Origin of the sequence: Jatrophihabitans sp., from assembly GCF_036000465.1 — a bacterium.
Classification (GTDB): Bacteria; Actinomycetota; Actinomycetes; order Mycobacteriales; family Jatrophihabitantaceae; genus Jatrophihabitans.
Genome location: NZ_DASYFV010000023.1, coordinates 20,149 through 34,659 on the forward strand (window position 1 = coordinate 20,149; position 14,511 = coordinate 34,659).

Genomic DNA, 14,511 nt, shown 5'->3' on the forward strand with positions numbered 1-14,511 from the left:
CCGGCCGATCACTCGACGCCGGCGGCCTGCCGCTCGAACTGGGTGCGGTAGAGCTCGGCGTACAGGCCGTCGCGGGCCAGCAGGTCGGCGTGCCGGCCCGTCTCCACGACGTGGCCGCCGTCGAGCACGACGATCGTGTCGGCGCTCAGGATCGTCGACAGCCGGTGGGCGATGACCAGCGACGTGCGCCCGACCAGGGCCCGGGCCAGCGCCTCCTGCACCGCGGCCTCGCTCTCGCTGTCCAGGTGGGCCGTCGCCTCGTCCAGGATGACGATCTCGGGCGCCTTGAGCAGCAGCCGGGCGATCGCGAGGCGCGCCTTCTCCCCGCCCGACAGGCGGTAGCCGCGGTCGCCGACGACGGTGTCGAACCCGTCGGGCAGCGAGCGCACCAGCGCGGCGATCTGCGCCGCCTCGAGCGCGGCCCAGATCTGGTCCTCGGTCGCAACCGGGGCGGCGTAGACCAGGTTCTCCCGGATCGTGTCGTGGAACATGTGCGCCTCCTGGCTCACCACGCCGATCCGGTCGTGCAGCGACTGCTGGGTGACCGTGCGCACGTCGTGGCCGCCCACGAGCACCCGGCCGCGCTTCACGTCATAGACGCGCGGCAGCAGCTGGCTGATGGTGGTCTTGCCCGCCCCCGAAGGACCGACGAGCGCCACCATCTCCCCCGGCTCGGCCCGGAACGAGACGCCGTGCAGCACCTCCACCGACGGCGTGCTGTCGAGCACCGCGACGTCCTCCAGCGAGGCGAGCGACACCTCGGCCGCCGTCGGGTAGGCGAAGTGGACGTCGGCGAACTCGATGGTGCGGGCGTCGGCCGGCAGCTCGACCGCGTCGTCGGCATCGGCGATCATCGGGGCGAGGTCGAGCACCTCGAAGACCCGGTCGAAGCTGACCAGCGCGCTCATGACGTCGACCCGCGCGTTCGACAGCGCGGTCAGCGGGCCGTAGAGCCGGCTCAGCAGCAGCGCGAGGGTGACGACCGTGCCGGCCGAGAGCTCGCCCTTGATGGCCAGATAGCCGCCGAGGCCGTAGACCAGGGCCTGGGCCAGCGACGCGACGAGCTGCAGCGCCACGAAGAACGCCCGCCCGTACATCGCGGACGTGACGCCGATGTCGCGCACCCGCGCGGCCCGGGCCCGGAACGAGGCGTCCTCGCGCTCGGGCCGGCCGAACAGCTTCACCAGCAGCGCGCCCGCCACGTTGAACCGCTCGGTCATGGTGGTGTTCATCGACGCGTTCAGGTTGTACGACTCGCGGGTGATCTCCTGCAGCCGGGCGCCGATCCGCCGGGCCGGGATGACGAACACCGGGAGCATGACGATCGAGATCAGCGTGATCGGCCACGAGAGCGTGAACATGACACCGGCGGTGAGCACGAGGCTGACCACGTTCGACACCAGCCCCGACAGCGTCGAGGTGAACGCCTGCTGGGCGCCCAGCACGTCGTTGTTGAGGCGGCTGACCAGCGCGCCGGTCTGCGTGCGGGTGAAGAACGCCAACGGCATGCGCTGGACGTGGTCGAAGACCGCCGTGCGCATGTCGTAGATGAGGCCCTCGCCGATGCGGGCCGAGAACCAGCGTTGGGTGAAGGACAGGCCGGCGTCGACGACGGCGAGCCCGGAAATGACCAGGGCGATCGTGACGACCGCCCCGGCCGCCGCATGCCCGGTGATGTCGTTGACGACCCGGCCGGCGAGCACCGGGGTGACGACCCCGATCAGGGCGTCGGCGACCACCATGACCAGGAAGACGAGCAGCTCACGCCGGTAGGGCGCGGCGAAGCGCAGCACGCGCCGCCAGGTTCCCCTCGGCAGCTTCTTCTCGATCGACGGGCCGCGTTTGCGCATCGAGCTCATCGCCCGCATGGCGCTCGCATGATCCAACGACATCAGCAGACCTCCGCACCGGCAACGCGGTGGCGCCGGCGTGCGTTCCTGGCGTTCAGTCCTCGGCGTCCAGCCCGGCCAGGGCGCGCAGGCGGCGGTACTGGGCGTCGCGCTCGGCGGCCTGCTGCTCGTCCTGGGTCCGCCCGACGGCGCCGTGCAGCAACGCCTTGGTCTCCGCCGCGGCGTCGCGGTCGACCGCCGCGAGCGCGGCCACGGTCCGCTCGACGGCGGCGTCGAGGTCGTCGCGGGCGACCACGTGCGACGCCAGGCCGATGCGGAGCGCCTCGGCGGCGTCGACGCGACGGGCGGTCAGGCAGATCTCGCTCGCCCGCGAGACCCCGACGAGGTCGACGAGCCGCTTGGTGCCGCCGAGGTCGGGCACGATGCCGAGCTTGGGTTCGGCCATGCAGAACTGGGCGTCGTCGGCCAGGATGCGGATGTCGCAGCCGAGGGCCAGCTGGAATCCGCCGCCGATGGCGTGCCCCTGGACGGTCGCGATGCTCACGACGTCGGGACGCGAGCTCCAGTCGAAGGCGCGCTGCCAGCCCGCGATGCGGCCGGTGGCCTCGTCGTGCGGGAGTCGCGGCAGGGCGCGGATGCCGTCGGGCGACTCGCCGGAGAACAGGCTCTTGTCGAGCCCGGCCGAAAAGGCGCGCCCCTCGGCCCGGATGACGACGATGCGGACGGTTCCGGGCAGCGCGCCGCGGACGCGGACGAGCTCGTTCCACATCGTCGGCGACTGGCAGTTGAGCCGGTCGGGCCGGTCGAGCGTGATCGTGGCGATCGAGCTGCCCGCGGAACCCTCGGACACACGAACGTCGACCCGGAAGCCAGCTTCCGGGTCGACGTCGAGAGTGGAGGTATCGATGCCGGTCAGCTTACTGGGTTCCCAGATCCCTGAGCCGGCGGTCGTACCGGGCGCGCGCCGAGGCTACTTCGCCTTGGCCTTGCCCTTGCCCGCGGCGCTCTTCGTGCGAGTGGCGCCACCGCGGCCCCGCAGGGTCACACCGGACTCCGAGAGGACCCGGTGCACGAACCCGTACGAGCGGCCGTGCGTGTCCGCGAGTTCGCGGATGCTCTTGCCCTTGTCGTAGGCCTTCTTCAGATCGGTCGCGAGCTTGGTGCGCTCGGCGCCGGTGATCCGAGCGCCCTTCTTCAGCACTGCCATGGTGATGTCCCTTCATCAATGAGGAAGCCGTCCTGGGCAGCGACCAGTGCTCATGGTCGCCGCGACTCCCGATCGTTTTGATAGCAGGCGCCGGGAGGCCAAGCAAGATCGACACGGAGATTCCACGCCATTGACCGCAGAGTTAGGCCGTTCGCACTAATCCGAGAACGCTCTCGGACAACGTCACCCGGCCAATGCGCGCCAGTTGATCGAACTGCGCATTGCGTGATCGTTTGTCGGCTTGATCACTGATCAGCGCAGCCAGGGGGACGATCAGGCGAGGGTGATCAGGTCGGCCAGATCGGCGCTCCACTGGTCCTCGATGCCGTCGGGCAGGAGGATCACCTTGTCGGGCGCCAGGGCCTCGACCGCGCCCTCGTCGTGCGTCACGAGCACGATCGCGCCGGCGAACGTGCGCAGGGCGTCGAGCACCTGATCGCGGCTCACCGGGTCGAGGTTGTTGGTCGGCTCGTCGAGCAGCAGGACGTTGGCCGAACTGGTCACCAGCATCGCCAGCGCGAGCCGGGTCTTCTCGCCGCCGGAGAGCACCCCGGCCGGCTTGTCGACGTCGTCGCCGGTGAACAGGAAGGCGCCGAGGATCTTGCGCAGCTCGGTGTCGTTGAGGTCCGAGCGACCCACCGACGACGCCGAGGTGCGCATGTTCTCGAGGATCGTCCGGTCGTGGTCGAGGGTCTCGTGCTCCTGGGCGTAGTAGCCCATCCGCAGCCCGTGGCCGGGGACGACCTCGCCGGTGTCGGCGTCCTCGATCCCGGACAGCAGGCGGAGCAGCGTGGTCTTCCCGGCGCCGTTGAGGCCGAGGATCACCACCCGGGCGCCGCGGTCGACCGCGAGGTCGACGTCGGTGAACACCTCGAGCGAGCCGTAGGACTTCGACAGCCCCTCGGCGGTGAGCGGGGTCTTCCCGCACGGGGCCGGCGCCGGGAAGCGCAGGCGGGCGACCTTGTCCCCCACCCGCACCTCGGCGAGGCCGGCGGCCAACGCGGCGGCGCGGCGGTCCATCTGGTGCGCTGCCCGGGCCTTCGTCGCCTTCGCCCGCATCTTGTCGGCCTGCGACTTGAGCGACTCGATCTTGCGCTCGGCGTTGGCCCGCTCGCGGTGGCGGCGCCGCTCGTCGGCCTCGCGCTGCTTGAGGTAGGTCTTCCAGCCGACGTTGTAGACGTCGACCGTCGAGCGGTTGGCGTCGAGGTACCAGACCTTGTTGACGACGGCGTCGAGCAGGCTGACGTCGTGGCTGATCAGCACGAGCCCGCCGGTGTGCTGCTTGAGGAAATCGCGCAGCCAGACGATCGAGTCGGCGTCGAGGTGGTTGGTCGGCTCGTCGAGCAGCAGGGTCGTCGGCTCGGCGCCGGAGTCGGCGAACAGGATGCGGGCCAGCTCGACCCGGCGGCGCTGACCACCCGACAGCGTCGACAGCGGTTGGGCCAGCACCCGGTCGGGCAGGCCGAGGTTCGCGCAGATGCGGGCGGACTCGCTCTCGGCGGCGTACCCGCCGAGGGCGGTGAACCGCTCCTCGAGATTGCCGTAGCGGCGCAGCAAGGCCTCGTCGTGCGGGGTCTCGGCGAGCTGCACCTGCACCTTGGCGATGTCGGTGACCAGGACGTCCAGGCCGCGGGCGGAGAGCACCCGGTCGCGGGCCAGGACGGTGATGTCGCCGTCGCGCGGATCCTGCGGCAGGTAGCCCACCGGCCCGGTGCGGTCGATGCGGCCGCCGTGCGGCAGGGTCTCGCCGGCGAAGACGCGCAGGCTGGTGGTCTTGCCCGCGCCGTTGCGGCCGACGAGGCCGATGCGGTCGCCGGGCTGGACGCGCAGGGTGGCGGGTTCGAGCAGGATGCGCGCGCCCGCGCGCAGCTCGAGATCGACAGCGGTGATCACTGGAGGTGCTCCAAAGGCATGGGAGGACGGACGGGAACCGGTCAGGGATCTCGTCGGCCGTCATTGCCGGAGCGGGTACACACCCCCACGGTACCTGCCGCCGACACCCGTTTCGGACGGTTGGGGACGCTCGGTGTGGTGCGGCGCGTCGTCGGGCAGGATCTCGGCCAGAGTGCGACGAAGGGGTCCTTTCCGTGGAGTACAACGACAACGCGAGCCTCGACACCAGCGAGGTGTCGGACACCCGCGGCGGGGGCGGTGGCCTGGGCGGCATGCTCGGTGGCCGCGGGGTGGCGTTCGGCGGTGGCGGCATCGGCATCGTCGGGGTCGTCATCTACCTGCTGATGTCCTTCGTCGGCGGGTCGAACCCGTCGGTGACGAACGTGCTCGGCCAGCTCGGCCAGGACGGGCAGCCGGCGGTCGCCGACAACGCGCAGATCCAGCAGGAGTGCAAGACCGGCCAGGACGCGAACACCCACCTCGAGTGCGCCGTGGTCGCCGACATCAACTCGATCCAGGACTACTGGGCCGCCGAGCTGCCGAAGTTCGGCGGCCGGCAGTACACGCCGGTGAAGACGGTCTGGTTCAGCGGGCAGGTGTCCACCGGGTGTGGCGCGGCCGACAGCGGGGCCGGGCCGTTCTACTGCCCGGCCGACAAGCTCGTGTACATCGACCTGACGTTCTACAACGACCTCAAGACCCAGTTCGGCGCCGAGGGGGGCCTCTTCGTCGACGCCTACGTGCTCGCGCACGAGTACGGCCACCACGTGCAGGACCTGCTCGGCACCGAGGCCAAGGTACGCACCCGCTCGGGCCCGACGTCGGACTCGGTGCGGCTCGAGCTGCAGGCCGACTGCTACGCCGGGGTGTGGGCCAAGCACGCCACCGAGCGGGACGCCAGCGGCCAGACCCTGGTGAAGAGCATCACCGCCGACGACATCTCCCGTGCCCTCGACGCGGCGAAGCGCATCGGCGACGACTACATCCAGAAGAACCTGGGCGGCGGCACCGTCGACACCTCGAAGTTCACCCACGGCTCGGCCGCCCAGCGGGAGAAGTGGTTCACGACCGGCTACCGCACCGGTGCGCCCGGGCAGTGCGACACCTTCGGGACGAAGAACCTGGGCTGAGTCGTGGGGGCCACGCGCTGCCAAATTGGTTCGCCGTTGTCGTAGGCGTGTGTTCGACTGCCGGTGATGGACACCGTCGACGCCCCCGCCCGGCGCGGCCTGCGCCGCCTGATCGACGCGCAGGCCGGCGGGCTGCCGCGGCCCTTCTGGTGGCTCTGGCTGGGCACCCTGGTCAACCGGGCCGGCACGTTCATCGAGCCGTTCTTCGTGCTCTACCTGACGACCGTGCGGGGCGAGTCGATCCGCACGACCGGTCTGGTCCTCACCGTCTGGGGCTTCGGCTCGCTGCTGTCGCAGCCGATCGGCGGCGTGCTCACCGATCGGTTCGGCCGGCGGCCGACGCTGGCCGCGAGCCTCGCCGCGACCGCGACCAGCCTGTTCGCGCTCGGGCTCGCGCGCGACCTCGTCACCATCACCGCCCTCGTCCTGGTGCTGGGCATCGCGGCCGACATGTACCGCCCGGCGTCGAGCGCGGCGGTCACCGATCTCGTGCCCGAGGCCGACCGCACCCGCGCGTTCGCGCTGCAGTTCTGGGCGGTGAACCTGGGCTTCTCGGTCGCCTCGGTGTCGGCCGGGCTGCTGCTGCACCTCGGGTACGGCGTCCTGTTCACCCTCGACGCCGCCACCACCCTCGCCTTCGGCCTGCTGGCCCTGCGGTTCGTGCCCGAGACGCGGCCGGAGACCGATGACGCGCCGGCCCGCCTGCTCGACCCGATCCGGCTGTTCCGAGCCGACCGGTTGCTGCTGGCCGCCACCGGGTTGGTGCTCGGCTACGCCGTGCTCTACGCCCAGGTCGGCATCTCGCTGCCCCTCGCGATCACGCACGCCGGGCTGTCGGCGTCGTTCTACGGCTACGCGATCGCCATCAACGGGGTGCTCATCGTGATCGGGCAGCCCCTCACGCTGCGCCTGCTCGACCGCTGGCCCCGCCACCACTCGCTGCCCGACGGCATGGCGCTGGTCGGGGTCGGTCTCGCGGCCACCGGGCTGTGCCACCGGCCGTGGCAGTACGCGCTGAGCGTCGTCGTCTGGACGGTCGGCGAGATCGCCACCGCCGGGTCCTTCCAGGCCCTGATCGCCTCGCTGGCGCCCGCGCACATGCGGGGGCGGTACGCGGGTGCCCTCGGCGTCGCCTGGGGGGCCTCCGGGCTGCTCGCGCCGGTGCTCGGGGCGTCGGGTTTCGCGGCGTCTCCGAGGCTGTTCTGGTCGGGCTGCCTGGTGGTCGGCCTGCTCGCCGCCTGGGGCCAGAACCGCCTGCTGCTGGCGATCGACCGGCGGTTCACGCCGACCCCGCTCGCCCCGGCCCGGCTCCCATGAACGTCGCCGACCTGCGGAGCCGCCCGGCCACGCCGGGTGACCATGACCGCATCCTCGCGGTCATCGACGAGTGGTTCGGCCGTCCGGTGGCGGCGAAGCTGCCGCGGATGTTGCTCGATCACTTCGGCGACACGAGCCGGGTCGTCGACTCGACCGCCGGGGAGCTACGGGCGTTCCTGGTCGGCTTCCTCTGCCCGGCCCATCCCGACGAGGGCTACATCCACTTCGTGGGGGTCGACCCGCGGGTGCGCGGGCGCGGGGTCGCCGCCGAGCTGTACGCGGAGTTCTTCGAGCTGTGCCGCGCTCACGGGCGGCGCGTCGTCCGGGCGATGACCCCGCCGGTCAACACCCGCTCGGTCGCGTTCCACCGGGCGATGGGCTTCGAGGTGGCCCGGCCCGGGCCGGGCCCGACGAGCCGATCCGGTTCAGCCGCCTGATCGACCCGTGACACCGGCTCAGGCCGGCGGGGCGGCCTGCAGGTCGCGACGCCGGGCGACGACGAACCCGCCGCCGGGGATGACCGAGTCGGCCAGCACGATCAGCGTGGTGCGGGTGTCCCAGCCCAGCTTCGTCCGCACCTCGAACAGGGCGAGGGCGACGTAGGCCAGGAACAACACGCCGTGGATCGGGCCCATCACGTGCACGCCGATCGCGTTGCCCGCGGTGTACTTCACGACGGTGGCGACGATGAGCAGCAGCCACGAGACCGCCTCGGCGAGGGCCACCACGCGGAAGGCCCGCACCGTGCTCGCGGTCGTCGGTGCGGTCTGGGTCATGTGCGCTCCCGGGTCAGGTGAAGGCGCCGAGCCCGGTGATCGAGCGCCCGACGATGAGGCTGTTTATCTCACGCGTTCCCTCGAACGAGTACAGCGCCTCAGCGTCGTTGAAGTACCGGGCGACGCCGTACTCGAGCAGGATGCCGTTGCCGCCGAGCAGCTCCCGGGCCCAGGCCACGGTCTCGCGCAGACGGCTGGTGGCGAACGACTTCGCGAGCGCGCCCTGCTCGTCGCGGAAGATGCCGTCGTCCTGCAGCTGGGCGACCCGCACGGCCAGACCGAGCGAGGCGGTGATGTTGCCGAGCATGCGCGCGAGCAGGTCCTGGACGAGCTGGAAGCCGCCGATCGGGCGGCCGAACTGCTCGCGGTCGGCGGCGTACTGCACGGCCACCTCGTAGACCGCCATCATCGCGCCGACCGAGCTCCAGGCCACTCCCCCACGGGTGTGCCGCAGCACGCCGTTGGTGTCCTTGAACGAGTTGGCGCCGGCGAGCCGGTTGGCCTCGGGCACCCGCACGCCGTCGAGGACGATGTCGGCGTTCTGCACCGCGCGCAGCGCGAGCTTGCCCTCCATCTTGGTCGCGCTGAATCCGGGCATCTCCTTCTCCACGACGAAGCCCTTCACGCTGTCGTCATCGACGTCGCGGGCCCAGATCACGATGAGGTCGGCAAAGGTGCCGTTGCCGATCCAGCGCTTCGCGCCGTCGAGGACCCAGTCGTCGCCGTCGCGGCGGGCGGTCGTCTCGAGGCCTCCGGCAACATCGGAGCCGCCGTGCGGTTCGGTCAGACCGAACGCGCCGACCTTCTCCAGCCGGCGCATGGCGGGCAGCCACCGCGCGCGCTGCTCGTCCGATCCGCAGTAGTAGATCGAACCCATCGCCAGGCCGCTGTGCACGCCGTAGAACGATGCGAACGACGAGTCGATCCGGGAGATCTCGAGGCTGACGAAGCCGGACAGCAGCCGCCCCTCGGTCGGCGTGCCGGGCAGGTCGTAGGGCAGGCCGACGACCTCGAGCGCGCCGAAGCCGGCGATCAGGTCGTGCGGGAACTCGGCCGCGGCCCATTGGCGGTCGGCGACGGGTGCCAGGTCGGCACGGAGCCACGTCCGCAACCGGTCGAGCAGCGCCCGCTCGTCGTCGGTCAGCAGACTGCGGTAGTCGAACAGGTCGGCGTCGACGTCGGCGCGGGCGCCGGGCACGGGTTCGCGGGTGTCATCCACGTCGATGGCATGCCCGCTGCGGCCCCGCCTTAGACGTTGAAGCCCAGCGCGCGCAGCTGCTCGCGTCCGTCGTCGGTGATCTTGTCCGGGCCCCACGGCGGCATCCAGACCCAGTTGATCTTGATGTCGCTCGCGAGCGGGGTCGGGCCGCCGGTCAGGGCCGAGTGGGTCTGGTCCTCGATGACGTCGGTCAGCGGGCAGGCCGCCGAGGTGAGCGTCATGTCGAGGGTGATCACGGTACCCGAGTCGGCAGTGTCGACCGCGACGTCGTAGAGCAGACCGAGGTCGACGACGTTGATGCCGAGCTCGGGGTCGACGACGTCGCGCATCGCCTCGTCGATCTCGTCGCGGGACGGAACGGTCTTCGCCTCGGTCATGCTGACTCCTCCTGCTGCTGGGTGTCGGCGCCGGACCAACCGGCCTCGGCCACCGCGCTCTTCATCGCCATCCAGCCCAGCAGCGCGCACTTCACGCGGGCCGGGTACTTCGACACGCCCTCGAACGCGACGGCGTCCTCGAGCTCGTCCTCGTCGGCCTCGGTCAGCTCGGCATGGCCGCGCGACTGCATGAGGCCGAGGAACTTCTCCTGCAGGGCGAGCGCGTCACCGATCGGCTTGCCGGCCACGAGGTCGCTCATCACCGACGTCGAGGCCTGGCTGATCGAGCAGCCCTCACCCTCCCAGCCCAGCTCGGCGATCGCGCCGTCGACGAGCTTCACCCGGAGCGTGACCTCGTCACCACAGGTCGGGTTGACGTGGTGCACCTCGGCGTCGAACGTCTCGGGCAGCCCGCGGTGCTGCGGGTTCTTGTAGTGGTCGAGGATGATCTGCTGGTACATCGAGTCCAACGGCACGCTCATCGGTACCACCTCGCTCCGCAAGCGTCGCTCATCCGAACATCTCCTTCACCTTCTTGACCCCACGCACGAGGGCGTCGATCTCGTCGGTGGTCGTGTAGATGCCGAACGAGGCGCGGGTGGTCGCGGGGACGCCGTAGCGCACGCAGACCGGCCGGGCGCAGTGGTGCCCGGCGCGCACGGCGATGCCGTCCTCGTCGAGCAGCTGGGCGACGTCGTGCGGGTGGATGCCCTGCAGCGTGAACGCGATGGTGGCGCCGCGGTCGACCGCCTCGTTCGGGCCGATGACGGTGAGCCCGTCGATGCCGGCGAGCTGCTCGAGCGCGTACTCGACGAGCGTGTGCTCGTGCGCCGCGACGTTGTCCATACCGATCGTCGTCAGGTAGTCGATCGCCGCACCGAGACCGATCGCCTCGGCGATCATCGGCGTGCCGGCCTCGAAGCGGTGCGGCGGCGCGGCGTAGGTCGTGCCGGTCATGTCGACCGTCTCGATCATCTCGCCGCCGCCGAGGAACGGCGGCATCTCGGCGAGCAGGTCGTAGCGGCCCCAGAGCACCCCGACACCGGTCGGGCCGTAGAGCTTGTGTCCGGTGAAGGCCATGAAGTCGACGCCGAGCTGCTGCACGTCGATCGCGAAGTGCGGGGCCGACTGCGACGCGTCGAGCACGGTCAGGGCCCCGACGGCCTTGGCCCGTGCGACGAGGCGGTCAACCGGGTTGACCGTCCCGAGCGCGTTGGACTGGTGCACGAACGCCACGACCTTGGTGCGCTCGGTGATGATGTCGTCGATCGCCGAGTCGACCAGGCGGCCGTTGTCATCGATCGGCAGCCAGCGGAAGGTGGCGCCGGTGCGCTGCGCGAGCAGCTGCCACGGGACGATGTTGCTGTGGTGCTCCATCTCGGTGACCACGATCTCGTCGCCCGGGCCGATGCGGAACCGCTCGGCGCCCGGGAACGTGGTGGCGTTCGAGATCGAGTAGGCGACCAGGTTCAGCGCCTCGGACGAGTTCTTGGTGAAGACGACCTCGTCACGGCTCGGCGCGTTGATGAATGCGGCCACCTTGTCGCGGGCGTCCTCGAACGCGTTCGTCGCCTCGGAGCCGAGCGTGTGCACGGCCCGGGCGACATTCGCGTTATGCCGCTCGTAGAACTCGGTGAGCGTGTCGAGGACGGCCTGCGGCTTCTGCGACGTGTTCGCGCTGTCGAGGTACACCAGCGGGACGCCGTGCACCTCGCGCGACAGGATCGGGAAGTCCTTGCGGACCGCCTCCACATCGAGAGCCACTGCTCGTCCCTTCTGATCGATCGTCCGCGCGGTCAGGCCGACGCCGTCTCGTTCACGCCGAAGCGCGCGTAGCCCTCGGCCTCGAGCTGCGAGGCGAGCTCCGGACCGCCGGACTCCGCGATGCGGCCGTCGAAGAAGACGTGCACGAAGTCGGGCGCGATGTAGTTGAGGATGCGCGTGTAGTGCGTGATGAGCAGCGTGCCGATGCCGGTCGCGCGAGCGCGGTTGACGCCTACGCTGACGACCCGCAGGGCGTCGACGTCGAGGCCGGAGTCGGTCTCGTCGAGGATCGCGATCTTCGGCTTGAGCAGCTCGAGCTGCAGGATCTCGTGCCGCTTCTTCTCGCCGCCGGAGAAGCCCTCGTTGACGCTGCGGTCGGCGAACGCCTTGTCCATCTCGAGCTCGGACATGGCGGCGTTGACCTCCTTGACCCAGGTGCGCAGCTTCGGCGCCTCGCCCCGCGTGGCCGTGGCGGCCGTGCGGAGGAAGTTCGACACCGAGACACCGGGGACCTCGACCGGGTACTGCATGGCGAGGAACAGGCCGGCGCGGGCGCGCTCGTCGACGGTCATGGCCAGCACGTCGGCGCCGTCGAGGGTGACCGAACCGCCGGTGACGGTGTACTTCGGGTGCCCCGCGATCGAGTAGGCCAGCGTGGACTTGCCCGACCCGTTCGGGCCCATGATCGCGTGCGTCTCGCCCGACCGGACGGTGAGGTCGACGCCCTTGAGGATCTCGGTCGTGTCGTCGCCGGAGCCGACGGTCACGTGCAGGTCGCGGACTTCGAGCGTGGTCATTCGGAGATCTCCAGTTCGGGGGTGAAGCCCAGCCGGGCCTCGATGGCGGTCATGATGCGCTGCTCCAGGTCGGGGACGCCGATGCGCTCGACGACGTCGGCGAAGAACCCGCGGACGACGAGGCGGCGGGCCTCGTCCTCGGGGATGCCGCGCGACTGCAGGTAGAACAGCTGCAGGTCGTCGAAACGCCCCGTCGTGCTGGCGTGCCCGGCGCCGGCGATCTCGCCCGTCTCGATCTCGAGATTGGGGACGGAATCGGCCCGGGCGCCGTCGGACAGCAGCAGGTTGCGGTTCATCTCGTACGTGCTCGTGCCGGTCGCCGTCGGCCGGATGCGGACGTCGCCGATCCAGACGGTGCGGGCCGAGTCGCCGAGCAGCGCGTTCTTGTACAGCACGTTCGAGGTGCAGTTGGGCACGGCGTGGTCGACGGACAGCCGCGACTCGAAGTGCTGGCCGTCGCCGGCGAAGCTGACCCCGAGGAACTCGGCGCTGCCGCCCGGCCCGGCGTAGCGCACGGTCGGGACGATGCGCACGACCGAGCCGCTGAGCGTGATGTTGGTGTGCCGGAAGGTGGCGTCGCGGCCGACGAGCGCGGCATAGGAGGACAGCTGCACCGAGCCGTCGTCGGCGCCGTTCACCGCGACGACGTTCAGCGACGCGCCGTCACCGATGACGAACTCGATGTTGGCCGCCACCTTGATCAGGCCGCGGTGGTCGATGACCATCGTCGCCTTCGCGTTGGCGCCGACCTCCACCACGTGATGGGTGTAGCTGCGCCCGCTGATGCCGGTGCGGGTGAGCACGATCGGGGCGTCGAGCTCGACACCGGCGTCGACGGTGACGTGCAGCCCCTTCGACGCGTGGGCCATGGCCAGCGCGCTGACGCGGTCGGCCGGCTTGAGCGCGGTACCGAAGGCGTCGAGCGTGCGCGGGTCGACGACCTCGACGTGCGCGCCGGCGGGGACGGACTCGTCGCCCTCGATCACGCCGTCGGGCTCGAACGGCTCGAAGAACTCGCGCAGCCGGGCCAGCGGGGTGAACCGCCAGTCCTCCTGCGCGGAGCTCGGGACCGGGAACTCGTCGGGGTTTCGCGAGGTGAAGCGTTCGGCCGGCGATCCGGTCGACTTGAGCAGTGCGGTCATGGGTTAGCCCACGGCCCCTTCCATCTGCAGTTCGATCAGGCGGTTGAGCTCGAGGGCGTACTCCATCGGCAGCTCCCGGGCGATCGGCTCGACGAAGCCGCGCACGACCATCGCCATCGCCTCGTCCTCGGACAGCCCGCGGCTCATCAGGTAGAACAGCTGGTCCTCGCTGACCTTCGACACCGTGGCCTCGTGCCCCATGGTCACGTCGTCCTCGCGGACGTCGACGTAGGGGTAGGTGTCGGAGCGGCTGATGTCGTCGACCAGCAGGGCGTCGCACTTGACCGTCGACCGGCTGTGGTGCGCGCCCTTGTTGACCTGGACGAGGCCGCGGTACGACGTGCGACCGCCGCCGCGCGCGACCGACTTGGAGATGATGTTCGAGCTGGTGTGCGGCGCCAGGTGCAGCATCTTCGCACCGGCGTCCTGGTGCTGGCCCTCGCCGGCGAACGCGATCGAGAGCACCTCGCCCTTGGCGTACTCGCCGGTCAGCCACACGGCCGGGTACTTCATGGTGACCTTCGAGCCGATGTTGCCGTCGACCCACTCCATGGTGGCGCCGGCCTCGGCCTTGGCCCGCTTGGTGACCAGGTTGTAGACGTTGTTCGACCAGTTCTGGATGGTCGTGTAGCGGCAGCGGCCGCCCTTCTTGACGATGATCTCGACGACGGCCGAGTGCAGCGAGTCCGAGCTGTAGATCGGCGCGGTGCAGCCCTCGACGTAGTGCACGTAGGCGTCCTCGTCGACGATGATCAGGGTGCGCTCGAACTGGCCCATGTTCTCGGTGTTGATGCGGAAGTAGGCCTGCAGCGGGATCTCGACGTGCACACCCTTCGGCACGTAGATGAAGGACCCGCCCGACCAGACCGCGGTGTTGAGCGCGGAGAACTTGTTGTCACCCGACGGGATGACCGAGCCGAAGTACTCCTGGAACAGTTCCGGGTGCTCCTTGAGGCCGGTGTCGGTGTCCATGAAGATGACGCCCTGCTTCTCGAGCTCCTCGTTGATCTGGTGGTAGACCACCTCGGACTCGTACTGC

15 protein-coding genes are annotated in these 14,511 nt (G+C 70.4%); 3 read left to right on the forward strand and 12 right to left on the reverse strand.

Features of this window, described 5'->3' with window-relative positions; genetic code table 11:
• Window positions 1–8: 8 nt before the first annotated feature.
• The 4 genes from VGN18_RS08650 to VGN18_RS08665 form a co-directional block, all read right to left on the reverse strand.
• Window positions 9–1,868, reverse strand: coding sequence for an ABC transporter ATP-binding protein (locus VGN18_RS08650; RefSeq protein WP_414655030.1), 1,860 nt, complete (start codon window positions 1,866–1,868; stop codon window positions 9–11).
• A gap of 76 nt (window positions 1,869–1,944) precedes the next feature.
• Window positions 1,945–2,700, reverse strand: a complete 756-nt coding sequence (locus tag VGN18_RS08655; protein WP_327539272.1) for an enoyl-CoA hydratase/isomerase family protein — start codon at window positions 2,698–2,700, stop codon at window positions 1,945–1,947.
• 120 nt (window positions 2,701–2,820) lie between these two features.
• Window positions 2,821–3,057, reverse strand: coding sequence for a helix-turn-helix domain-containing protein (locus VGN18_RS08660; RefSeq protein ID WP_327539273.1), 237 nt, complete (start codon window positions 3,055–3,057; stop codon window positions 2,821–2,823).
• 273 nt (window positions 3,058–3,330) lie between these two features.
• The gene (locus tag VGN18_RS08665; protein WP_327539274.1) at window positions 3,331–4,950 is read right to left on the reverse strand and encodes an ABC-F family ATP-binding cassette domain-containing protein; all 1,620 of its coding nucleotides are present in this window, start codon (window positions 4,948–4,950) and stop codon (window positions 3,331–3,333) included.
• A 194-nt stretch (window positions 4,951–5,144) separates the two neighbouring features.
• Here VGN18_RS08665 and ypfJ point away from each other — a divergent pair, with 194 nt between their 5' ends.
• The 3 genes from ypfJ to VGN18_RS08680 all read left to right on the forward strand — a co-directional run bounded on the left by ypfJ (window position 5,145) and on the right by VGN18_RS08680 (window position 7,834).
• Complete coding sequence (ypfJ, locus tag VGN18_RS08670; protein ID WP_327539275.1) at window positions 5,145–6,080, forward strand: KPN_02809 family neutral zinc metallopeptidase; 936 nt, start codon at window positions 5,145–5,147, stop codon at window positions 6,078–6,080.
• Window positions 6,081–6,146: 66 nt separating this feature from the next.
• Entirely contained in the window at window positions 6,147–7,397 is a 1,251-nt protein-coding gene (locus VGN18_RS08675; protein WP_327539276.1) for an MFS transporter, read from the forward strand.
• The gene (locus VGN18_RS08680) at window positions 7,394–7,834 is read left to right on the forward strand and encodes a GNAT family N-acetyltransferase (RefSeq protein ID WP_327539277.1); all 441 of its coding nucleotides are present in this window, start codon (window positions 7,394–7,396) and stop codon (window positions 7,832–7,834) included. Before VGN18_RS08675 ends, VGN18_RS08680 begins: the two co-directional genes overlap by 4 nt.
• A gap of 18 nt (window positions 7,835–7,852) precedes the next feature.
• On the opposite strand, the gene VGN18_RS08685 is transcribed toward VGN18_RS08680, so the two are convergent.
• The 8 genes from VGN18_RS08685 to sufB form a co-directional block, all read right to left on the reverse strand.
• Complete coding sequence (locus VGN18_RS08685; RefSeq protein ID WP_327539278.1) at window positions 7,853–8,173, reverse strand: DUF3817 domain-containing protein; 321 nt, start codon at window positions 8,171–8,173, stop codon at window positions 7,853–7,855.
• A 13-nt stretch (window positions 8,174–8,186) separates the two neighbouring features.
• Window positions 8,187–9,392 (reverse strand): acyl-CoA dehydrogenase family protein, encoded by a 1,206-nt coding sequence (locus tag VGN18_RS08690; RefSeq protein WP_327539279.1) that lies wholly within the window; start codon window positions 9,390–9,392, stop codon window positions 8,187–8,189.
• Between the two features lie 29 nt (window positions 9,393–9,421).
• Window positions 9,422–9,769, reverse strand: a complete 348-nt coding sequence (locus tag VGN18_RS08695; RefSeq protein WP_327539280.1) for a metal-sulfur cluster assembly factor — start codon at window positions 9,767–9,769, stop codon at window positions 9,422–9,424.
• A complete protein-coding gene (sufU, locus tag VGN18_RS08700) occupies window positions 9,766–10,245 on the reverse strand; it encodes a Fe-S cluster assembly sulfur transfer protein SufU (RefSeq protein ID WP_349259862.1) in 480 nt (159 codons plus the stop codon). The genes VGN18_RS08695 and sufU overlap by 4 nt, the downstream gene beginning before the upstream one ends.
• Window positions 10,246–10,279: 34 nt before the next feature.
• Window positions 10,280–11,533, reverse strand: coding sequence for a cysteine desulfurase (locus VGN18_RS08705; protein ID WP_327539282.1), 1,254 nt, complete (start codon window positions 11,531–11,533; stop codon window positions 10,280–10,282).
• Window positions 11,534–11,565: 32 nt separating this feature from the next.
• Window positions 11,566–12,330 (reverse strand): Fe-S cluster assembly ATPase SufC, encoded by a 765-nt coding sequence (gene sufC / locus VGN18_RS08710; protein WP_327539283.1) that lies wholly within the window; start codon window positions 12,328–12,330, stop codon window positions 11,566–11,568.
• A complete protein-coding gene (gene sufD, locus VGN18_RS08715) occupies window positions 12,327–13,472 on the reverse strand; it encodes a Fe-S cluster assembly protein SufD (protein ID WP_327539284.1) in 1,146 nt (381 codons plus the stop codon). The genes sufC and sufD overlap by 4 nt, the downstream gene beginning before the upstream one ends.
• 3 nt (window positions 13,473–13,475) lie before the next feature.
• A partial coding sequence (sufB, locus tag VGN18_RS08720; RefSeq protein ID WP_327539285.1) for a Fe-S cluster assembly protein SufB occupies window positions 13,476–14,511 on the reverse strand: 1,036 nt, incomplete at its 5' end.